At 70.1% G+C, this 21,586-nt stretch carries 16 protein-coding genes; 5 read left to right on the top strand and 11 right to left on the bottom strand.

Annotated elements, in window-relative coordinates:
• Nucleotides 1-27: 27 nt before the first annotated feature.
• The 5 genes from ACGFNV_RS18690 to ngcE form a co-directional block, all read right to left on the bottom strand.
• The gene (locus ACGFNV_RS18690; RefSeq protein ID WP_393623748.1) at nucleotides 28-1,128 is read right to left on the bottom strand and encodes a sugar ABC transporter substrate-binding protein; all 1,101 of its coding nucleotides are present in this window, start codon (nucleotides 1,126-1,128) and stop codon (nucleotides 28-30) included.
• Between the two features lie 136 nt (nucleotides 1,129-1,264).
• Entirely contained in the window at nucleotides 1,265-2,464 is a 1,200-nt protein-coding gene (locus ACGFNV_RS18685; RefSeq protein ID WP_393623746.1) for an ROK family transcriptional regulator, read from the bottom strand.
• A gap of 194 nt (nucleotides 2,465-2,658) precedes the next feature.
• Nucleotides 2,659-3,582, bottom strand: a complete 924-nt coding sequence (locus tag ACGFNV_RS18680) for a carbohydrate ABC transporter permease (protein WP_393623744.1) — start codon at nucleotides 3,580-3,582, stop codon at nucleotides 2,659-2,661.
• Between the two features lie 17 nt (nucleotides 3,583-3,599).
• Nucleotides 3,600-4,535 (bottom strand): carbohydrate ABC transporter permease, encoded by a 936-nt coding sequence (locus ACGFNV_RS18675; RefSeq protein ID WP_393623743.1) that lies wholly within the window; start codon nucleotides 4,533-4,535, stop codon nucleotides 3,600-3,602.
• 67 nt (nucleotides 4,536-4,602) lie between these two features.
• Nucleotides 4,603-6,051: an N-acetylglucosamine/diacetylchitobiose ABC transporter substrate-binding protein gene (gene ngcE / locus ACGFNV_RS18670; RefSeq protein WP_393623741.1), complete on the bottom strand. Its 1,449-nt coding sequence runs from the start codon at nucleotides 6,049-6,051 to the stop codon at nucleotides 4,603-4,605.
• A 314-nt stretch (nucleotides 6,052-6,365) separates the two neighbouring features.
• Between ngcE and ACGFNV_RS18665 the strand changes: the two genes are divergently transcribed.
• From ACGFNV_RS18665 to ACGFNV_RS18650, 4 genes are all read left to right on the top strand, one after another.
• On the top strand, nucleotides 6,366-8,375 hold the full coding sequence (locus ACGFNV_RS18665) for an alpha-glucuronidase (protein ID WP_393623739.1): 2,010 nt from the start codon (nucleotides 6,366-6,368) through the stop codon (nucleotides 8,373-8,375).
• 110 nt (nucleotides 8,376-8,485) lie between these two features.
• Nucleotides 8,486-9,910, top strand: a complete 1,425-nt coding sequence (locus tag ACGFNV_RS18660; RefSeq protein WP_393623737.1) for a hypothetical protein — start codon at nucleotides 8,486-8,488, stop codon at nucleotides 9,908-9,910.
• A gap of 97 nt (nucleotides 9,911-10,007) precedes the next feature.
• Entirely contained in the window at nucleotides 10,008-11,225 is a 1,218-nt protein-coding gene (locus ACGFNV_RS18655) for an AAA family ATPase (protein WP_393623736.1), read from the top strand.
• Nucleotides 11,226-11,356: 131 nt separating this feature from the next.
• Nucleotides 11,357-12,559, top strand: a complete 1,203-nt coding sequence (locus ACGFNV_RS18650; protein WP_393624068.1) for a VWA-like domain-containing protein — start codon at nucleotides 11,357-11,359, stop codon at nucleotides 12,557-12,559.
• Nucleotides 12,560-12,577: 18 nt separating this feature from the next.
• Here the strand turns inward: ACGFNV_RS18650 and ACGFNV_RS18645 are convergent, their stop codons facing one another.
• The 6 genes from ACGFNV_RS18645 to ACGFNV_RS18620 are packed head-to-tail and all read right to left on the bottom strand — an operon-like array spanning nucleotide 12,578 to nucleotide 20,338.
• A complete protein-coding gene (locus ACGFNV_RS18645; protein WP_393623734.1) occupies nucleotides 12,578-14,584 on the bottom strand; it encodes a beta-galactosidase in 2,007 nt (668 codons plus the stop codon).
• Nucleotides 14,581-15,261: a hypothetical protein gene (locus tag ACGFNV_RS18640; RefSeq protein ID WP_393623732.1), complete on the bottom strand. Its 681-nt coding sequence runs from the start codon at nucleotides 15,259-15,261 to the stop codon at nucleotides 14,581-14,583. Before ACGFNV_RS18640 ends, ACGFNV_RS18645 begins: the two co-directional genes overlap by 4 nt.
• On the bottom strand, nucleotides 15,258-16,766 hold the full coding sequence (locus ACGFNV_RS18635) for a xylan 1,4-beta-xylosidase (protein WP_393623731.1): 1,509 nt from the start codon (nucleotides 16,764-16,766) through the stop codon (nucleotides 15,258-15,260). The genes ACGFNV_RS18640 and ACGFNV_RS18635 overlap by 4 nt, the downstream gene beginning before the upstream one ends.
• The gene (locus tag ACGFNV_RS18630; RefSeq protein ID WP_393623729.1) at nucleotides 16,763-18,418 is read right to left on the bottom strand and encodes an extracellular solute-binding protein; all 1,656 of its coding nucleotides are present in this window, start codon (nucleotides 18,416-18,418) and stop codon (nucleotides 16,763-16,765) included. The genes ACGFNV_RS18635 and ACGFNV_RS18630 overlap by 4 nt, the downstream gene beginning before the upstream one ends.
• Before the next feature lie 37 nt (nucleotides 18,419-18,455).
• On the bottom strand, nucleotides 18,456-19,352 hold the full coding sequence (locus ACGFNV_RS18625; RefSeq protein WP_393623727.1) for a carbohydrate ABC transporter permease: 897 nt from the start codon (nucleotides 19,350-19,352) through the stop codon (nucleotides 18,456-18,458).
• Nucleotides 19,349-20,338, bottom strand: a complete 990-nt coding sequence (locus ACGFNV_RS18620) for an ABC transporter permease (RefSeq protein WP_393623725.1) — start codon at nucleotides 20,336-20,338, stop codon at nucleotides 19,349-19,351. The genes ACGFNV_RS18625 and ACGFNV_RS18620 overlap by 4 nt, the downstream gene beginning before the upstream one ends.
• Before the next feature lie 223 nt (nucleotides 20,339-20,561).
• Here ACGFNV_RS18620 and ACGFNV_RS18615 point away from each other — a divergent pair, with 223 nt between their 5' ends.
• On the top strand, nucleotides 20,562-21,551 hold the full coding sequence (locus tag ACGFNV_RS18615; RefSeq protein WP_393623723.1) for an acetylxylan esterase: 990 nt from the start codon (nucleotides 20,562-20,564) through the stop codon (nucleotides 21,549-21,551).
• Nucleotides 21,552-21,586 lie beyond the last annotated feature (35 nt).

Genomic DNA, 21,586 nt, shown 5'->3' with positions numbered 1-21,586 from the left:
CTCGGGCCGTTGCTCGGAAACCGAGCCTTACTGCAGGCCGGCCTTCTTGCAGGCGGCGGCGTAGTCAGCGGTGCAGATGTCCTGGATCGTGTACAGCTTGTCCTTGACCACCGTGTCCTTGATGTTGGCCTTGGTGACCGACACCGGGGTCAGCAGCTGCGAGGGCACCTTGTCGCCGGAGCCGCTGGTCTGCGTCTCGGTGGCGAGGGACTTGATGTCCTTGCCCTCGAGCAGGTTGACCGCGAGCTGGGCGGCGGCGTCGGCCTCGGGCTTGAAGGCCTTGTAGACGGTGGACGACTGGGTGCCGGCGACGATGCGCTGGATGCCCGCGAGCTCCGCGTCCTGACCGGTCAGCGGGATGCCGCTGATGCCCGCGCCCTTGAGGGTGTTGGCGATACCACCGGCCATGCCGTCGTTGGCGGCGTAGACGCCCACGATGTTCTTGGCACCGAGCTGGGTGATGGCCGCGGACATCTTCTGCGCGGCGATCGTGTCCTTCCACAGGCCGGACTGCTCGTAGGCGATGTCGACCTTGCCGTTGAGGGCCTTGTGGGCGCCTTCCTTGAACTGGCCGGCGTTGGGGTCGGCGTCGTCACCGTTGATCATGACGATCTTCGACTTCGGGGTGGCCTTGGAGCCCAGCGCGTCGAGCAGCGCCTGGCCCTGGAGCTCGCCGACCTTCACGTTGTCGAAGGAGACGTACGCGGAGACCGGGCCCTGGGCGAGGCGGTCATAGGCGACGACCTTGATGCCCTTGTCGACCGCGGACTGGATCGAGGACTTGATGGCGGCGGAGTCCTGGGCGCTGATCACGAGGACCTTGACGCCCTTGGTGATCATGCTGCTGACCTGCTGGGCCTGCTTGGCCGCGTCACCGGCCGCGTTCGCGTACTCGACCTTGCAGTCGGAGCAGAGCTCCTTGGTCTTGGCCTCGAAGTACGGCTTGTCGAACTTCTCGTAGCGCGCGGTGACGCTGTCCGGCAACAGCAGACCGATGGTCTTGTCACCACCGCCACCGCCCGAGGTGGTGCTGCCGCTGCCGGAGTCCTTGTTGTCGCCGGCCTTGCCGCAGGCGGCCACGGACAGGGCCAGCGAGACCGCGGCCGTACCGATCACGACTCTACGCATCGTTGCGTTCATTTGGGGCTGTACCTCCCTGACAGGGCCGCAGCGCTGCGGCCGAGGTGGCTGGAAGTCAACTCGGCCACACGTGCGACGTCAAGAAGTAAATACTTAACGAGATGGCAACGGCGTTATTCGTTCTCTAGGTGAAGGCGGGCGTGGCCGCGGTCAGCGCACCGTCCAGAAGGGTCGAATCGCCCATCTCGCTCAGGGCGAGGGCGAGCGCTCCGAGCACCTCCGCGCGACCACCAAGTGCCCCCGGGAGAACGGAGAGTTGGCGCGCGGCGCTGGGGATCGCGTAGCGGCCGACGGACTCCCTGATCGGACCGAGGACGAGCTCGCCGGCCTCGGCGAGATCACCGCCAAGAACGACTCGGCTCGGGTTCAACAGATTACAAAGGTTCGCCACTCCGCTGCCGATGTGTCGGCCGACGTCGGCGATCACCCGACGGCAGCCCGGGTCTCCGTCCCTGGCCAGCCGCACCATGCCCTCCATGGTCAGGTCGGGCCCGTGGCTGGGCTGGAGGAGCGGCAGCACATAGCGCGCGGCCGCGAAGGTCTCCAGGCAGCCCCGGTTGCCGCAGCGGCAGACAGGACCGGACTCATCCAGAGTAATATGTCCGATTTCCCCTGCGGTGCCACCCGGGCCGCGGTAGATCTTCCCGTCGATCACCAGGCCGGCGCCGACACCGCTGGAGACCTTGATGTAAGCAAGATCACGAACGCCCCTGCCGCTGCCCCAGACCAGCTCACCGAGGGCGCCGAGGTTGGCGTCGTTGTCCACGTGGACGGGCACGCCGAGCCGCCCGCGCATCTCCTCGGCCGGCTTGCTGCCGGTCCAGCCGGGCAGGATGGCGGTCGAGCCCAGGGTCCCGGACTCGCCGTCGATGGGGCCGGGGACGCCCAGACCCACACCGGCGATCTTGGACTCGTCCACCCCGGTTGCCGCGATCAGGCGGTTGACCAGCTCTTCCGCCCGGTCGAAGCCCTGGGTCGCGGAGGCGTCCACGTCGAGCGGCTCGGACTCCTCGGCCAGCACCTGGTGGGCGAGGTTCCCGACCGCGACGCGCAAATGGGTGTGCCCGAAGTCGACCCCTATGACGATGCCGGCGTCACCGCTCAGGGACACGGCGCGGGCCCGACGGCCGCCCGCCGAGGTGGGCGTGACCTCGACCGTTCCGCCGTCCTTCAACTCCCGGACGATATTGGAGACGGTCGCGGCGGAAAGTCCCGTCGTCCTGGCGATCTCGGCCTGCGTGAGGGACCCGGCCAGCCGCACGGCTCGTACGACACGCTCCAGGTTGGCTCGGTGCAGCGATGACTGCGACCCCGGAGTCTCCACGACGACCTCCTGCGCGCGGGACCGCAGCGATGAGGCCCCGCCTATGTCCAACTAGTGAACTCTAAGCTGAGCCGTTCGGGTCGCCTCACGTCAAGAGGTTGAACGATTTCCAGGTGCTCGCACACAGCGGCGCACGCCGCCCCCGGGCGGGGACGGCGTGCGTACGGACGGCTGCGGAGGGCTACCGGCGCGGCCTACTTGAGCGTGGCCGAGGTCAGGCCCGCCTGCACCTGCCGCTGGAAGGACAGGTACACGACCAGCATCGGGATCATCGCGATGGTCACGCCCGCGAAGAGGACCGGCAGGTCGGAGGCGTACCCCATCTGCTGCTGGAGCTGGATGAGGCCCTGGGTGAGGACATAGCGCTCCGGATCGTCGCCGGTCTGCGGCTGCATGAGGACCGTCGGCAGGATGAACTGGTTCCACTGGCCCAGGGTGTTGAAGATGCCGACGCTGACCAGACCCGGCTTCGCCATCGGCAGCATCACCTGGAAGAACGTTCGCGCATGCGAAGCGCCGTCCAGGATGGCCGCCTCGAAGACCGCCGTGGGCAGGGTCCGGAAGAAGGCGTGCATGAAGAACACCGTGAACGGCATCGAGTACGCGACGTAGACCAGGATCAGACCCTGGAAGGTGTTCAGCATGTCGAGCCGCTTGACCATGAAGAACAGCGGCACCAGCGCCAGGAACACCGGGAACATCGCGCCCGCGACGAAGAAGTAGTACAGGAACCGGTTGCCCCAGAACTGGTAACGCGCCAGGACGTACGCAGCCATCGACCCGAACAGCATCGTCAGCGGCACCGAGAACACCAGCACGACGACCGTGTTGAGGAAGTAGTCCCCGATGCCCTTGGACCAGGCCCGGGAGAACACGTCGAGGGACCAGTTCTGCGGCCACCCGAAGGCCGAACCTCCGATCTGCGCGTCGGTCTTGAAGGAGCTGAGCACCAGCCACAGCAGGGGCAGCACGATCAGCAGGGCCCACAGGGCGAGGAAGCCGTGCGAGAAGACGTTCAGTACGAGGCCCTCGCCGCGCCGGTCGCCGGAGCGGGGCGGGGTCTTGGCCACGGGCCGTTCGACGGGGACGGCCGCGGGTTCCTTGATGGGTGCGCTCATCGTCGTCTCTCTCCCGCTCAGAACTCGACGCGCTCGCGGCGGGTGACGCGCAGCGTGACCACGGACAGGACGAGGGTGAGCAGCAACATGACCACACCCATGGCGCAGGCGTAGCCGCTCTTTCCGAAGTAGAGGAAGTTGCGCATCATCACGGACGACATGACGTCACTGGCGTGGTCGGGGCCGCCGCCGTAGGCGCCCATGTTCTGGGTCATGGAGGCGACCAGCACGAACATGTCCATCGCCACGATGCCCAGGTACACCCAGGCGGTCTGCACGCTGTCCCACAGCAGGGGCAGTGTGATGCGGAGGAAGGACTGGGAGCGGCCCGCGCCGTCGATGAGGGCGGCCTCGTAGATGTCCTTCGGGATGGACTGCATGGCGGCGGAGAACAGCACGAGGTAGAAGCCGACGCCGTGCCAGACGACGACCAGGATCAGCGCCCAGCGCACGAACCCCGGCTCGTTCAGCCATTCCACGGGGTTGTCCGCGTCGACCAGCCCGAGCTTGATGAGGAGGCCGTTGAGCATGCCGCCGCCGTCGCTGCGGTACACCGCGTTGAACAGCACCGCGACGATCGCGAGCGACAGCACCTGCGGGAAGAAGTAGACGATCTTGTAGAACCCGGACCCGGCGACCCCGCTGACTCCGCCGGCGTGGCCGCGGCCGCCCACGTTCACCATGAAGGCGAAGAACAGCGCGAGCAGAATGGTGATCACCGGGATGAACACCAGGAACTGGATGTTGTGCCAGATGGCCTGCAGGAAGACGTCGTCCTGGAACAGCGCCTTGTAGTTGTCGAGACCGACGAAATTGAAAGTCTGCGACTGCCCCTTCCAGTCGGTCAGCGAATAGCCGAAGGTCTGGATGTAAGGCCAGATGACGAAGATCAGATAGAGCGCCACGGGGATGAACAGAAACCCCGCGATGAACCTGTACTGCCCTTTGCGCATTGGCGATTCCTGCCCCTGGGTGTCGCCACCGGGCCGGGGGTGTTCCGGCCCGGGGGACGACATGCGGTCAGTCCCGGTGGTTCTTCTTCGACGCCGGGTCCTTGGCCTGCTTGTCGACCGCGGCCTGGGCTCGCTTGAGCCACTCCTTCGGCTGGATGCGCTTGGCCATCAGCTCGTTGGACGCGGCCTCGAGGGCGGCACCCATCTCGCTGTACCAGTCGACGTACATGTAGCGGAAGGTGTTGTCGCCCGCTGCCTTGGTCGCCTCGACGGTGGACTGGGTTCCCGGGCGGAGCTGGACGCTCGGGTCGACGCCGTCCTTGAGGATGGTCAGCGAGTTGGCCGCCTTGGCGAACTGCGTCGACCACTCCTTGGAGAGCATCCTGCGCATGAACTCCTGGGCGCCGGCGAGGTTCTTGGCCTTGGCCGGGATGATGAAGGGCTCGCCGGCGCCGGCCCGGATCGCCTCGAAGGGCAGCTTGCTGTCGGGCAGCAGCGGCATCGGCATGAACTTCATGTCGAAGTCGGTCGGCGTCTGCTTCAGCTGTTCGTTCTCCAGCCAGGAGCCACAGGTGATGAACGCGGCCTTGTACTGGTTCCAGCGGGTCTGCGACTCGGTGTGGGTGAGGCCGTTCGTGCCGGGCATCAGCAGGCCCTTCTCGACGACCTCGTAGATCGCCTCGACGCCGGCCTGCGCCGCGGCGGAGCCGACGAACGCCTTGGGGTCGAGGTTGTCGATCGCCTTCATGGCGTCGAGACCGCCCTTCTTGGCGATCATGTCCATGATGGCGACGTTGATGTAGTACGGGTATTTGCCCTGGTGGGCGAGGCCGCCGATGCCCTGCTTCTTGGCGTCCTGGCAGACGGCGAGGAAGTCGGCCCAGGTCTTGGGCTCCTCCCAGCCCTTCTCCTTGAAGAGCTTGCCCGAGTACCACAGGCCCCAGACCGTGTAGATGTAGTTGAGGGCGACGACCTTGCCCTCGAACGTGCCCGGGTCGAGCGTGCCGGGGATCAGGGTGTCGCGGACCTTCTTGGCGGGGTCGTCCACGGACGGCGCGTCCAGGACCACGGCGAGATCGAGGAGCTGGCCGTTCTTGTTGAGCACGTCGACCTTGATCTGCTGGGCGCCGGAGTCGTCGACGATGTCCGGCGGGGTTCCGGCGTTGAAGCGTGGCTGGAGTTTGCCGGTGATCTCCTGTGTGCCGGTGTGGCTGGAGGTGATGCCCAGCTTCTTGTTGAAGTCGGCCTCCCACGCCTTGGCGTAGTCGTCGCCGTACCCGCCCTTGAAGACGACGACGTCGAGTTTGCTGCCCTTCTCCGCGCCGAACGGGTTGTCCTTGGTGGTCTTGCCCTTGGAGGTGTTGTCGTTCGACTCGTCTCCCCCGCCGCCGCTGGCACACGCGGCGAGGAAGCCCATGGTGGGAATGGTGACCAGGCCGAGCGCGGCGGACCGCTTGATCAGATCGCGTCGGCCGACGCCTTCGGAACCGTGGTGCTCTGCGGAAGTGGATCCCATGCTCAAGTCCTCGCCTTCTCCAGGACTCAGGCGGTGAACCGGATCCTCCCGGGCACCGCGGTCAGGTCAAGCAGGGTCGTGCGGGAAGTGCTCATCATGTGGAAGTGCCGACAGGTATAGTCCACTTCCCGTCGACTGAGCAAGATCGAATGCAAGGTTGACCACCGGTCTTTTCCGAGTTGAGACCGTTGAGACCTCGTGGAAATAACGGGAAAGGGTTTTCTGGCGATCTTATTCGGCCATTCCCCCGCGTCACCCGAGACCCGCCCGTGTCCCCTGTCCCACAATGGTCGGGTCGTCGCCGAGGGGGTACCGTGTCGCGTCCCGAGCCGCCGCCCGTCCTGCCCGAAGGCGTCGATCCCGCGTGGTTGCCTCCGGAGGTCTTCCGGCCCCTCGGCCGCCGTCGGACGCTGGTCCGTGGCCATGGGCCGCTCGTGGACACCGCGCACGGCGAGGTGGCCGCCGCCTGCGCCCGGTTCGGGGGCGAGGTGGTGCGCGACGCGCGGGCCGCCGCCCCGTACGACCTGGTGCTGGACGTGACCGACGCACCGGACCTCGGCGACGAGGGATTCACCTGCGTGCGCCGCGACGGGACGACCACCGTCACGGCGGCCGGTGGGCGGGGGCTGCTGTACGGGCTGTTCCACGTCGTGCGGCTGGGCGAGGACGCGTTCGGCTCCGAGCGGCCGCTCGAGACGCACCGGCCGGCGGTGGCGCTGCGGGCGCTGGACCACTGGGACAACGTGGCCGTGCACCCGGTGATGGGTCAGGTCGAGCGCGGGTACGCCGGCGGGTCGCTGTTCTGGCGGGACGGCGAGGCCCGCGGGGAGACCGAGCGGGTACGCGCGTACGGCAGGCTGCTCGCGGCCTGCGGGATCAACGCCGTGACCGTCAACAACGTCAACGTGCACGCCACCGAGGCGCGGCTGCTCACCGACCGGATCGGCGAGGTCGCCGCCCTCGCCGACGCGCTGCGGCCGTACGGCATCCGGACGCATCTGTCGGTCACCTTCGCCGCGCCCGTCGTGCTCGGCGGACTGCCCACGGCCGACCCGCTGGACGAGGGCGTGCGCCGGTGGTGGGCGGCCACGGCCGCACGGGTGTACGAGGTGATCGGGGACTTCGGCGGGTTCGTGGTGAAGGCCGACTCGGAGGGCCAGCCGGGCCCGTTCACCTACGGCCGCACGCACGCCGACGGCGCCAACATGCTCGCCGCGGCGCTCGCCCCGCACGGCGGCACCGTCCGCTGGCGGGCCTTCGTCTACAACCACCGGCAGGACTGGCGGGACCGGTCGACGGACCGGGCACGTGCGGCCTACGACCATTTCGCCCCCTTGGACGGCGAGTTCGCGGAGAACGCCGTACTCCAGGTCAAGCACGGGCCCGTGGACTTCCAGGCGCGCGAGCCGGTCTCACCCGTGCTCGGGGCCCTGCCCCGCACCCGGCTCGCACTGGAGGTGCAGGCCACGCAGGAGTACACCGGGCAGCAGCGGCACGTGTGCTGGCTCGGGCCGATGTGGAGCGAGGTACTGCGGTTCCGGCCCGACGGTGAGGACGGCGGGCCCGGTGTGGGTGACCTGGCCGGCGGTCTGGTCGCCGTGTCCAACGTGGGCGACGACCCCTTCTGGACCGGGCACCCCCTCGCCCAGGCCAACCTGTACACCGTCGGCCGGCTCGGCTGGCGGCCGGACACCGACCCGCACGACCTGCTCGACGAGTGGATCCGGCTCACCTTCCCGGCCGGGGCGAGCGCCGACCCCGGACGGCTGCGGGAGGGGCTGCGCGCCGTTCTCCACGGCTCGTGGCGGACGTACGAGAAGTACACCGCGCCGCTCGGCGTCGGCTTCATGGTGCAGCCCGGCCACCACTACGGGCCGAGCGTCGACGGCTACGAGTACAGCCCCTGGGGCACCTACCACTTCGCCGACCGCGACGGCATCGGCGTCGACCGCACCGCGGCCACCGGCACCGGGTACGCGGCGCAGTACGCCAAACCGTGGGCCGAACTGTACGAGTCCGTGCGGACCTGCCCCGACGAGCTGCTGCTGTTCTTCCACCACGTGCCGTACGGGCACGTCCTGCACAGCGGCACGACCGTGATCCAGCACATCTACGACACGCACTTCGCCGGTGTGGCCGAGGTGGAGGAGGCCCGGCGGGTGTGGGACTCGCTCGCGGACCTCGTGGCGCCGGCGCGCCACGAGCGGGTGGCCGAGCGCTACGAGGAACAGCTCCGCTGCGCCCGCGAGTGGCGCGATCAGATCAACAGCTACTTCTTCCGGAAGTCGGGGGTGCCCGACGCGCGGGGGCGGCACATCCACTGAGTCCGACGGAAACCGTGCTGACAGATTCTGATCGTGGTGCTTATGATGCCGCCGATGATGAACTTCTCCTCGCTCGGATTGGGGGAATCGTCCACGCAAGGTGAGTGCTGATGGCACATCACCTCGCGAACGCGATTCCGACCCGCCTGTTGATGTGGCAGCGCGTGCGTGAGTACGCCGTGCCACTGTCCATGATCGAGACCGCGACCGCGCGGCGTGCGGCCGGTGACTGGGCGGGGGCCTGCGCCGCCGCCCGGATCGACGTCGATCTCGATCTGCGCGCCGTGCGCGACCGCCACGGCACCGATATCGCCACCCGACTCCGTGCGGACCTGCGCCGGCTGGCACCCGATCTGCTCCGCTGGCACATGCCCCGGATCGCCCCCGACGGGCGGCTCCGGCCCGGTCTCACCCTCTCCCTGGCCCGTTACCGACGTCCCGGTGCCGGTCCGCTGCAGCTGGTGGTACGGACACCCCCGGCCTGGGCGGACGCCGGACAACGGATGTCCCTGTCCTTGTGGCAGGAGTCCGGGCACAGCGTCCCCGGTCACCCCGGGCACCATCCCCACCCCCATCCCGACCGGCGTTTCCGGCTCGATCTGCACCGGCACCTGTGGGACGCCGGGCGGAGCGGCGAGTTGGCGCGCCGGTGCGACGCGGGCTCCGACTCCTCGTGGGCGGTGGCACGTTGGGCCGCCGAGGCGGAGGTGCTGTTGGAGGCCGAGGGCCGGCCTCGCGGGGCCTTCACCGTGCGGCTCGGTGCGCGCAGCCGTGCCGTGCTCGAACTCGTCGCCCCCGACGACAGCCACGTCCCGACGTTCCGGCCGGTGCGGGAGGCGTTGCCGCCGCAGGAGGTCGCCGCGCTTCCGGTGCTGCCGGAGGCGGCGGCCCGGGTCCTTCCTGATCTGGAGCTGGTGCGAGCCGGGCTGGTCGCGGCCGATCGACTGCATCCGCTCGTCGCCGCCGCGTTGACGGCGTACGGCTCGGTGGCGGCCCATGGTCCGGCACACGCCGCCGCGCCGGGTGATCCGCACCGGGTGGAGTGCCGCGGCGAGGTCCATCGGATCGCGCTGCGGGACGGGGTGCTCACCGCGATCGACCACGACCCGGCCCAACTGCGCCGGGAGGAGCTTCTGGTGGCGCTCGGCGGTCCGGGGCTGCCCTGCCTGCGGGCGATCGACGCGGCGCACCGCAACCCGGAGGCACTTCCGGCGGTCCGGGAGCGGCTCGGCCACGGTGACGTCGCCGGGGCGCTGGCCGTGGTCGAAGGGCTGCTCGGTCCGGCCGCGGTCCTGCGCGACGGGCCGCTGCGGGAGGAACTGGAGGCGGCCGCGGCCCGCCGTATCGAGCAAGGACTCTTCCGTTCGGGGTTGGTCATCACGCACCCGGCCGCCGGTGAGGCAGCGCGCGGTGACGCGGCGGGCGTGGGGCGGACGGAGCCGGGCCACCGTCCCCGGATCGACCGCCGTATGCCTCACGCGATGCGCCTCAAGCGGAGCAGCCGGGGCCGACCCCGTACGGGTCTGGCCTGCTGACCGCGTCCGCAGGGGCTCGCGCGAACCTCTCACCTCACGCTTCCACGCCATCCGGGCCGGGCTGCCCGTCCCCCTTATGCCACCCAGGTGATACGCCATGACTTCTCGCACTCAACTCGCCCTCTCCGACGATCTCCTGACACTTCTTCGGGCCACCACCACCGAACCGCGCCCCGACGACCAGCTCGAAGCGCTCACCCTGGCCGTCGCGGCGGACCTGCCCGTGCTGCTCTGGGGTGAGCCGGGCATCGGCAAGACGGCGGCGCTGACGCAGCTCGCCGCCTCCCTCGACCTGCCGCTGACGACCGTGATCGCGAGCGTCCACGAGCCGACGGACTTCTCCGGACTGCCCATCGTGGGCGACGACCCGGCGGTACGGGGCGTGCCGATGGCACCGCCGCAGTGGGCCGTGGAGCTCGTCCGGGCGGGGCGGGGGCTGCTCTTCCTGGACGAACTCTCCACCGCCACGCCGGCCGTGCAGGCCGCGCTGCTCCGGGTCGTGCTGGAGAGGAGGGTCGGTGCCCTGCAACTGCCGCCGGGGGTACGGATCGTAGCCGCCGCCAATCCGCGTGCGTCGGCGGCGGACGGATGGGAACTGAGCCCGCCGCTGGCCAACCGGTTCGTGCACCTGTACTGGGTGCACGACCAGGACGTGGTGGTGCGCGGGCTGGGCGGGGTCTGGCCCCGGGCCGAGCTGCCCCGCCTCCGGCCGGAGCGGTTGCCGGAGGCGGTGGCCTTCGCCCGGCGCGTGGTCTGCGGCTTCCTGAAGGCCCGACCGACGCTGATCCACCGGCTGCCGAGCACCGAGACTCGGCGCGGCGGAGCCTGGCCCTCGCCCCGGAGCTGGGAGACCGCGTTGACCCTGCTGGCGTTCGGCACCGCGGCCGCCGTCTCCCGTGAGGTGCTGGCGCTGCTGGTGCGGGGCGCGGTGGGAGACGGACCGGGGCTCGAACTCCTCGCCCATCTCGACCGGATGGACCTGCCGGACCCGGAGTCGCTGCTGTCCGACCCTGCCTCCGCCGAGCTGCCGGTGCGGGGCGATCTGCGTCAGGCCGCGCTGGAGGCGGTGGTGGCCGCCGTCGGGGCGCGGCCGGAGCGGGACCGGTGGGAGGCGGGCTGGGCGGTGCTGGTCCGTGCGCTGGAGACCGGCGCCCCGGACCTGCTGGTCGCCCCGGCCAAGGCGCTGGCCTCGCTGCGGCGCGACGACTGGGAGGTTCCGGAGGCGGTGGAACGGCTGGCCGCGGTCGTCGGGATCGCCGACCGCGCGGACCGGTCGGTGGAGCGGGCCGAGGCCGGCGTGGGTGCCCGCCGATGACGGGATCCGTGACGCGGCCGTTGCCGCGGCCGATGTCCCCGCCTCCGCCGCCGCGCCCGGTGCGGGCCACGCTGCCGACGCCGCCGGCCGGCGCGGGCGGGCCGGACGGCGGCCCCCGGCTCCCGCTGGACATGGAGAAGTTGCTGGCCGCCCGGCTGCACGCGGTCAAGGTGCGCCCGTACCTCGCCGACGCGCTGTTCGCGCTGCACGTGGTGGAGGACCGGTCCGTGCCCACGATGGCGGTGGACGCCCACTGGCGCTGTTACGTCTCCCCCGGCTTCGTGGCACGGACCCCGGTGGAGGAGCTGGCGGGCGTCTGGGTGCACGAGGTCTCCCATCTGCTCCGGGACCACCACGCGCGGGGCGAGCGCTACGCGCGCGAGAACGAGGAGCACGGGCCGGGCGAGCGCCTGCGGCGGAACATCGCCGCCGACTTCGAGATCAATGACGACATCTACGGCGACGGTCTGCCCCGGCCCGCCGGGGTGCTGCTTCCGTCGCTGCTGGGGCTGCCCGACGGGCTGCTGATGGAGGAGTACCTGCGCAGGGCGTCGCTGTCCGGGCTCGCCTCCGACCTGGCCTGGCTGGACTGCGGCAGCGGGGCCGACGGGCAGGAGCGGCCGTGGGAGCTGGGCCCCGACGGGGCCCACGGGCTGACCGGGCAGCAGCGGGACGCGGTGCGCTTCCGGGTCGCCGAGGGGATCAAGGGACGGCCGGGCGATGCCCCGGACGGGTGGCGGCGATGGGCGGACGAGGCCTTTCATCCGCCGCAGCCGTGGCGGCAGTTGCTGGGGGCGGCGGTACGGTCCGCGGCGAGTGCGCCGGGGGTGGGCGAGGACCACAGTTATCGGCGTCCGTCCCGGCGCTCGGCCGCCGTCCCCGGGGTGCTGCTGCCGAGTCTGCGCCGTATTCCGCCCCGGGTCTGCGTCGTGATCGACACCTCCGGGTCGGTGAGCGACGCGGAGCTGGGCAGCGCGCTGCTGGAGGTGGCGGCGATCGCGCGGGCGGTGGGCGGGCGCCGCGATCTGGTCTCGGTGATCTCCTGCGACGCGGCGGCCGGGGTCGCCGCCCCGCTCTGCCGCGCCGAGGACATCGCACTGATCGGCGGCGGGGGCACGGATCTGCGCTCCGGTTTCGACCGTGCCCTCCGCTCGCGACCCCGCCCGGACGTGATCGTCGCCCTGACGGACGGCCAGACGCCGTGGCCCTCCGCACCGCCGCCCTGCCGTACCGTCGTCGGCCTCTTCCCCCGTCCCGCCCGGGTGAACGAGCGGAACCCCGACTACGTCCCCGACACGCCGCCGGCCTGGGCACGTGTCGTCACGATCGGCTGACCGGGCCGGTGCGGCGGTCTACTCGATGCGCAGGACCGCCACCCCCAGCGGATCGAGGGACAAGGGCTCGCCCCGCTCGACCCGTTTGCCGGTGAGCAGGTCGGTGGCGGTGGTGTGGGCGGTCAGGTGGGCCGGGGCGGCCGCGTGGTTGAGGAGGAACAGCAGCCGGGTGCCGTCGGGGGCGACGCGGGTCGCGGTCTCCACGGCGGTGTGGTCGGCGTACGGGCCGATCAGGTCGTGCCTCGCGAGCACCCGCCGTACGACGTGGTCGACGCCGGGCTGGTCGAGAGCGGTGGCCACGTACCAGCCCTCCCCCGCGCCGAAGGCGTTCCGGGTGACGGCCGGGGTGCCCGCGTAGAAGTCCGCGCCGTACGTGCCGACCGGCTCGGCGCCGCGCGGCTGGACGATCTCGAAGACGAGCCGGGCCGTGGTCGTGAACTCCCCCATGTGCACGGGCTGTACGACGTCCTCCGGTCGGGCGTCCCACTCGTCGACCCGAATGCCGAGGAGCGGGGCGAGCGGTCCGGGCACATCGGTCAGGAAGGCGCGGTCGTGCTCGTCGGAGCGGGCGGACAGGAAGGTGGCGAGCACGCTGCCGCCGCGCCGGGCGACCGCCTCCAGGCGCCCTGCGAGGTCGCCCTTGACCAGGTGGAGTACGGGGGCGAGGACCACGTCGTACGGGGTGAGGTCGACGGTGACCGGGACGACGTCCACGTCGGCGCCGGCCTCGCGGGCGGCCCGGTAGTAGGTGTGCAGCACGTCCTGGTAGCGGACCAGTCGGGAGGGGCCGTCGGAGATCTCCAGCGCCCACCAGCTGTCCCAGTCGAAGAGCAGGGCCGTACGGGACGGGGTGCGGGCGCCGAGCGAGACGTCACCGAAGAACGCCAACTCCCCGCCCAGCGCGGCCACTTCGCGGAAGACGCGGGTGTCGTCGCGGCCCGCGTGGCCGATGACCGCGCCGTGGTACTTCTCGCAGGCGCCGCGTGAGGCGCGCATCTGGAAGTACAGGGCGGCGTCGGCGCCGTGGGCGATGGCCTGCCAGGTGGCGAGGCGGAGCTCGCCGGGGCGCCGGAGGGGGTTCACGTCGCGGCAGGCGGTGGTGGACGGGGTCTGCTCCATGAGCCAGAAGGGGGCGCCGTCCTTCAGGCCGCGCATCAGGTCGTGGCCGAGGGCCGGACGGGTGGGCGGGGCGTCGAGGGGCGGGTAGCTGTCCCAGGAGGCGAAGTCGAGGTGGGGCGCCCAGCGGTGGTAGTCGAGCGGGCGGTAGGCGCCCATGAAGTTGGTGGTGACGGGGGTGTCCTGGTCGTGGACGCGGATGGCCTCCTTCTCGGCGGTGAAGCAGCCGAGCAGGGCGTCGGTCATGAAGCGCTGGTAGTCGAGGGTGATGCCCTGGAAGGCGGTGTGGTCGGGGCCGCGCCAGTGCTCGGTGAGGGCGCTCGGCGGTTCGATCTGGTCCCAGTCGGTGTAGCGGTGCGACCAGAAGGTGGTCCACCAGGCGTCGTTGAGGGCGTCCAGGGTGCCGTGCCGTTCGCGGAGCCAGCCCCGGAACGCCCGGGCGCACAGGTCGCAGTAACAGGTGCCGCCGTACTCGTTGTTGACGTGCCAGGCGAGCAGCCCCTCGTGGTCGCCGTACCGTTCGGCGAGGCGCCCTGCGAGCTCGGTGGCGAGACGGCGGTAAGCGGGTGAGCTGGGGCAGAAGTTGTGCCGCTGGCCGTAGCGGTGCCGACGGCCCTCGAAGTCGGTCCGGTTGACCTCGGGGTACTTCTTCGCCAGCCAGGGCGGGAGCGCCGCGGTACCGGTGGCGAGACAGACGCCTCGCCCCTCGGCGGCGGCCCGGTCCAGGACGCGGTCGAGGACGGTGAAGTCGTAGGTGTCCTCGGCGGGTTGAGTGAGCGACCAGGAGAAGACGCCGACCGTGAGGGTGTCGATGCCCGCGTCGGTGAACAGCCGGTGGTCCTCGTCCCACATCTCCTCCGGCCACTGCTCGGGGTTGTAGTCGCCGCCGTAGGGGATCTTCGGGGTCATGCGGTGAATTCCTCCTGGGTCTCGGCGATCACCGGGCGGGCGGCGTGCAGCAGGGAGAGCAGCAGCGGGGCGGCGAGCAGGGCGGTCAGGGCCTCCGTCAGCAGGGAGGTCAGGCCGCCGGCCAGGACGAGCAGAGAGGCCGCGGCGAGCGTGGCACGGCCGTGCCGGAGCAGGAAGTACCCGGCCAGACGGGCGGTGTCACGGGCGCGGAAGGAGAACAGGGAGGTGAGGACGAGCGCGTGCGCGCCCCAGAGGAGGGCGGCGCAGCCGATCACCGCGAGCAGCACCGCCCACCAGCCGGGCAGGCCGGTGGCGGCGAAGTGGGTGAGGGTGAAGGCGATGACGGTCAGCCACGCCAGGAGCGGCGCCCACAGTTTCAGGGCGGGCAGGGCGTTGAGCCGCCAGCCGCGCACGTAGACGCGGGCGGGGTGGAGTTCGGTGAGGTCGCGGCCGCGGTGGTGCAGGGCGTACAGGGCGGCCGAGAGTGCCGGGCCGAGCGGGAGGAGACAGGCGGCGGCGAGGGGGAGGTTGGAGGGGGCCGGGTCGAGCAGGAAGAGCCCGGCCAGGCCCGGTGCGGCGGCCAGGAGCAGCAGGGCCTCGACGGTGATCACGGTGTGGATCAGGGCGGCGGCGCGGGAGAGGGGGCCCGCGCCGAAGGCGATCGACGGAGCGCTCACCGCGGTTCCCTTCCGAGCAGCCGGCGCTCGTCCGACCAGGGCGGGGCTTCCTCCTCGACGGGGCTGATCTCGACCAGCGTGACCTCGTGGCGGGTGAGCGTCAGGTCCAGGCGGACCCGGCCGTCCTCCACGGGGAGCCGGTGGTGGCTGCGGGCGGGCTCGGCGGCCTCGTGCAGGACGTCGAGCTGGTACGGGCGGGGCGAACGCGGGCTGCCCATCCGTTGCCACGCGGTACGGGCGTTGCCGTGCTCCTCGTCCACCGTGGACCGCCGCGCGAACGCCTGCGCCGCGCGCACCGGGACCGACAGACGCACGGCATGCCGCTCGGGTCCGGGGGTCTCCCCGCTCGCGTCCACGGGGGCCCAGGCGAGGACGGTGACCCGGCCGTCCGCGTGCCGCGTCACCAGATGGTCCTCGCCGCGCGCCAGCAGTTCCTGCCCCATCCGCGCCATGAAGGCGTACAGGTGGTACGTCGGCTTCTTCACCTGGCGGTGGGTGAGCAGGCCGAAGCCGCCGTGGAAGAGGGCGGTGGGGACGCCGGCCTCCTCGAACATGTCGCTGAACGTCCAGTACGAGAACGAGTCGGCGTGCTCGCCACCGCCCGCGAGAACCGGGGCCAGGTACGCGGCGTTGAAGGCGGTGTCGTGGATCGGGTTGTCGGGGCAGTACGAGGAGTTGAACTCGGTGATGTGGACGGGGAGTCCGGCGAGCCGCGTGTCCTTCAGGAGGTCGCGCGGCGTGGCGAACTGGTCCAGGAGGTGCCGCGCGGGCGCCAGCGTCTGGTACGAAGCGAAGGGCACGCGCTGGGCGGGGCCCGAGGTGTACGCGTGCTTGGACACGAAGTCCACGGGCACGTCCCGGTGTTCGGCGAACTCGGCGAAGCGGACGAGCCATTCGTCGGCGCCGGGCGAGATCGCCGGGCCGCCGACCTGGAGGCCGGCGTCGACCTCTTTCACGGCGTGCGCGGTGACCTCGTACAGCCGGTGGTATGCGGCCTCGTCGGCGCCCTGCCAGAAGTCCGGCAGGTTGGGCTCGTTCCACACCTCGATCGGCCAGGTGCGGACCTCGTCGAGGCCGTAGCGGTCCACCAGGTGGGCGAGGGTGGCGCGGACGAGGGCGGCCCACTCCTTGTGGGAGCGGGGCGGGGTGACGTTGCCGCGCCACCAGAAGACGGTCTGGTCTCCGGAGGCCAGCCCGCCGGGCATGAATCCGAGTTCGAGGAAGGGGCGGATGCCGAGGCCGAGGTAGGCGTCGACGACCTGGTCGACGTAGGTGAAGGAGTGGTGGACGTGCTGGGCGCCCTCCCACTCGTAGGCGCGGTGGACGCCCATGCCGTCGCTGAGCAGGCCGTGGCCGCGGATGTACCGGAAGCCGATCTCGCGCTGGAGCAGGGCGAGGGAGTCCTGGTAGTCGCGGCGCAGGGCGAGTTCGATGCGGCCGGTGCCGACACAGTGGCGCCAGGCGTCGGAGAGCCGGCCGGACGGCTCGGCGGGGACGCGGATCACCCGTTCTCCTTCTTGAATCGCTCGTACGCCTTGTTGTGCAGGTCGACCAGCTGCTGCATGTTCTTCGCCTTCAACTCGGCGACGAACGCGTCCCATTCGGACATCGGGCGCTTGCCGAGCACGAACTGGAGGGTGTTCTGGATGGCGTGGTCCTTGAGCGGGGTGTCCCAGAGGGTCGCCTGCTCCTGCTCGAAGGACTGCAGCGGGTGGGCCGGGTCGACGGGCAGTTCCTTGCGCTGGGACATGACGTCCTGGAACTTCTTCTCGTCCGGGCTGAAGCTGGAGGACACCAGCTCCCAGCTGCCGCCGTAGGTGAACACGCCGTTGAAGAAGCCGTAGTCCTTCTGCAGGTCCTTCGGGGCGTCGGGGTCGGAGCCCATCAGTGAGATCCCCGGCTTCAGCTGGTACGTGCCGCCGGACTCGGTGTACGTGACGTCCTTGACGCCCCACTTGCAGAACTTCTGGCCCTCGTCGGAGTACCAGAGCCAGTCCACGAACTGCATCATCGCCACGAAGTCGGCGCTCTTGAGGGCCTTGCTGGAGATCATGACGCCGTTCTCCAGCCGGATGCCGCTCAGGAGGACCGGGCCGGCCGGGCCGAGGGGCACCGGGACCATCTCGATCTTCGAGCCCTTGACCTGCTTGCCCAGGTTGTAGCGGTAGTTCTGCACCAGCTCCTGCGGATTGGCGCTGATCACATAGGACTTCTCGGCCAGCAGCTTCTGCGTGGCCTGGTCGTCCTGCTGGGTGAAGCTCTCGGGGTCGAGGAGCTTCTCGGCGACGATTCTTCTCAGGTACTCGATCATCTGCCGGTAGGCGTCCTGGGTCGCGGTGAAGACGAACTTCCGCGCCTTGGTGTCGAAGCTGATGTTGTCGTACGTCCAGCCCGCCTTGACGCCGTACGCCTGGCCGAGATAGCTGAACAACGCGCCGCACGGGAACGGGGTGTTGGTGCTCCAGCGGTCGGTCCAGGGGTATTTGTCGGGGTACTCCGCCTTGAGCGCCTTGAGGACGTCGTACACCTCGTCCCACGTGCTCGGCAGGGTCAGTCCGTGCTTGTCGAGGACGTCCGTGCGGAAGGACAGCGAGTAGCCGGACTTGGGCTTCTCGTGCAGGCCGGGCAGCAGGTAGTACTTGCCGTCGGACTGGCGGATGGAGTCCAGCTCGGGCTCCAGTCTCCACTTCTTGACCTTCGCCCGGAAGTTGGGCATCAGGTGCACGTACTCGCTGACCGGGAGGATCGCGCCCGACGACACGAAGGCGACCTCGGCGGGGTGGTACGTCTTGGGGATCAGGAAGGGGGCGTCGCCCGCGCCGATGAGGACGCTGCGCTTCTTCTCGTAGTCGGCCAGCGGGACGTCGAGGGGCTTGATGGTGATCCCGGTGCGCCTGGTGACCTCCTTCCAGAACAGCCAGCTGTTCTTGAGGGGGTAGACCGGGTTGTCGTTGTGCAGCATGGAGAAGGACAGCGCCTTGGTGGCCTTGAACTGCTGTCCGGCGCGGTACTCCTTCATCGCGCCGTTCTGCTTCTTCGAAAGGTCCTTGGAGTCGCCTCCGTCGTCGCCGCTGCTGCAGCCGGTGAGGGTGGCGAGGCCGATGAAGCCGGCGGCGGCCAGGATCTGACGCCGCGACAGCTCTCCTGCGTTCTTCACGAGGACTCCCTTGATGCGTAGGTGAGTTGCGGGGACGTCAGCCCTTGACCGCGCCGAGCATCACGCCCGAGACGAAGAAGCGCTGGACGAACGGGTACACGCAGAGGATGGGCAGCGCGGTGAGCACGATCGTGACCGCCTGGATGCTCGCGCCGACCTGGCTGAGCTCCGCGGTGGAGGCGCCCGCGTTGCCGCCGCCGGTGGCCCCCGCGATGAGGTTGCGCAGATAGACGGTGACCGGCATCAGGTCGGAGTGGTCCATGTACAGGAACGCGCTGAACCAGGAGTTCCAGAACGACACCGTGTAGAAGAGCACCATGGTCGCGACGACCGCCTTGGACAGCGGCAGCACGATCCTGAGCAGGATGCCGTACGTGCTCAGGCCGTCGATCTGCGCGGCCTCCTCCAGCTCGGTCGGCAGGCTCTCGAAGAAGGCCTTCATCACCAGCAGGTTGAAGACGCTGATCGCGTTGGGCAGTGCGATCGCCCAGACGCTGTTCTTCAGTCCGAGGCTGGTGACCAGGACGTAGTTGGGGATCAGGCCGCCGGTGAAGAACATGGTGAACACGGCGATGCCGACGAGCACCCCGCGGCCCTTGAGGTGCTTCTTCGACAGGACGTAGGCGTAACAGGTCGTCAGGACCATGGCGACGGCGGTCGCCACGACCGTGTAGAACACGGTGTTGCCGTAGTTCCGCCAGAACATCGAGTCCTGGAACACGATCTTGTACGTGGTGAGGTTGAACCCCTTGGGCCACAGGGTCACTTCACCCGCCCGGATCTGCCGCTCCCCGCTGAAGGACCTCGCGACGATGTTGACGAACGGGTACAGGGTCACGACCACGACGAGGGTGAGGATCACCCCGTTGACGCCCTGGAAGACGCGGTAGCCCCGGGTGGGCCGATGGGCGCTCACCGTCCGGTTGACACTCACCACAGACTGGTCCCCACTGTGCGACGCGAGAGCGTGTTGGCGGACGTGATCAGGACCAGGCCGATGATCGCCTCGAACAGCCCGATGGCGGCGGCGTAGCTGAAGCTGTTGGACTCGACGCCCGCCCGGTACACGTACGTCGAGATCACATCGGCGGTCGGGTAGGTCAGCGGGTTGTACAGCAGCAGGACCTTCTCGAACCCGACCGCCATGAAGGTGCCGACGTTGAGGATCAGCAGCGTGATCATGGTGGGGCGGATGCCGGGCAGGGTGACGTGCCAGATCTGCTGCCAGCGGTTGGCGCCGTCGATGCGCGCCGCCTCGTACAGGTCCTCGTCGATGGTGGTGAGCGCGGCGAGGTAGAGGATGGTGCCCCAGCCGGCGGTCTGCCAGATCTCCGAGCCGACGTAGATCGTGCGGAACCAGTCGGGTTCCTGGATGAAGCGGATCTCTTCGTGGCCGAACCAGCCGAGGACGTGGTTGACCGGGCCGTCCGTGGCGAGCATCTGCATGGTCAGACCCGCGACGATCACGATCGACAGGAAGTGCGGGAGGTACGACACCGACTGCACGAACCGCTTCAGGGAGCGCCGGCGCACCTCGTTCAGCAGGAGGGCGAGGACGATCGGGATCGGGAAGCAGAACACCAGCGTGAGCCCGCCCAGCCACAGGGTGTTGCGGAACACCTGCCAGAAGGTCGGGTCGCTGAGGAACATACGCACATAGCGCAGGCCCACCCAGTCCTCGCCGAACATCGAGCCGCCGGGCTCGAAGCGCCGGAAGGCGATCACGTTGCCGATCATCGGCAGATAGCGGAAGACCAGGAAGAACAGCAGCGGCAGGACGGCCAGCGAGTACAGCTGCCAGTCCCGGCGCAGGGCGCGCCGCCAACCGGGGCGCGGGGCCGGGCGCGCGGAACGTGCGGCTGCCTTCGTCGGGGGTGGGTCCTGGGTGCCGGGGGGTGGAGCCGACGTGGTGGTGCTCATGCTCGGGCCTCCCGGGGGACGGATGGACAACCGAAACTTTCGAGCGCTTACCGGTAACTCGCGGCAACTTAAGGGCAGTGAGAAACCGCTGTCAATGGGTGTTGCGGCGATCTCTTGAGGCGCCTGTGGGGCGTTGGGATTCGGCTGCGCCTGGGTATGACACCCGGCGAATTCGCTTTCCCGTCGCAAGTTTCCGTGTTCAGACCGACTCCTGCGAGGTGCCGTGCCCGCGTTCGACCTGCCACTGAGGGAGCTGGAAGACCACCGCCCCGACCTCCAGGAGCCCCCGGACTTCGAGGAGTTCTGGCACGCCACCCTGAAGGAGGCCGCGCAGCCGGAGGTGCTCGTGTCGGTGCGGCCGGTGGAGAACGGTCTGCGCCTGACGGACAGTTGGGACGTCACGTTCCGCGGCTTCGACGGCGACCCGGTACGAGCCTGGTTCAGCCGACCCGCGGGAGTCGGCGAACCGCTCCCGGCGGTCGTCGAGTACGCCGGCTACGGGCGTGGCCGGGGCCTCCCCCATGAGCGGCTGACCTGGGTGAACGCCGGGTACGCGCATCTGCTGATGGACAACCGCGGGCAGGGCGACCAGTACGGCAACGGCGGCGACACCCCCGACCCGCACGCCTCGGCGCCGGGCGGCCCCGGCCCGGCCGTACGGGGCCTGCTCTCCCCGCACGACCACCACTACCGGCGGCTCATCACGGACGCCGTGCGCGCGGTCACCGCGGTCCGCGCCCTGCCCGGCGTCGACGCCTCACGCACCGCCGCCGTCGGCAACAGCCAGGGCGGCGGACTCGCCCTGGCCGTCGCCGGACTGGTCCCCGACCTGGCCGCCGCCGTGGTCACCGCCCCGCTGCTGTGCGGGATCCGGCGCGCCCTGGACCTCACCGACGCGGGTCCCTACGGCGAGATCGCCGCGTACCTCTCCGTGCACCGCGGCGCCGAGCGGGCCGCGTACCGCACCCTGTCCTACCTGGAGGGCGTCTCCTTCGCCCGTCGCGCCCAGGCCCCCGCCCACTTCGGCGTCGGCCTGCGCGACACGGTCTGCCCGCCGAGCGGGGCGTACGCCGCGTACAACCGCTACGGGGAACTGACCGGCACGGCCCCGCGCAAGGAGATCCACGCGTATCCCTTCAACGGCCACGAGGGTGGGGACGCGGTGCAGGTGCGCCGTCAACTGGACTGGCTGCGCGGGGTGCTGAGGAGCTGAGCACTTTCAAGGGTCTGTCTTTACCCAACCCCTCA

Origin of the sequence: Streptomyces sp. NPDC048751 (assembly GCF_043198595.1) — a bacterium.
Taxonomy (GTDB): Bacteria; Actinomycetota; Actinomycetes; order Streptomycetales; family Streptomycetaceae; genus Streptomyces.
The sequence above is the reverse complement of the archived record's forward strand: the minus strand, read 5'-3'. Positions and strand labels throughout refer to the sequence as shown.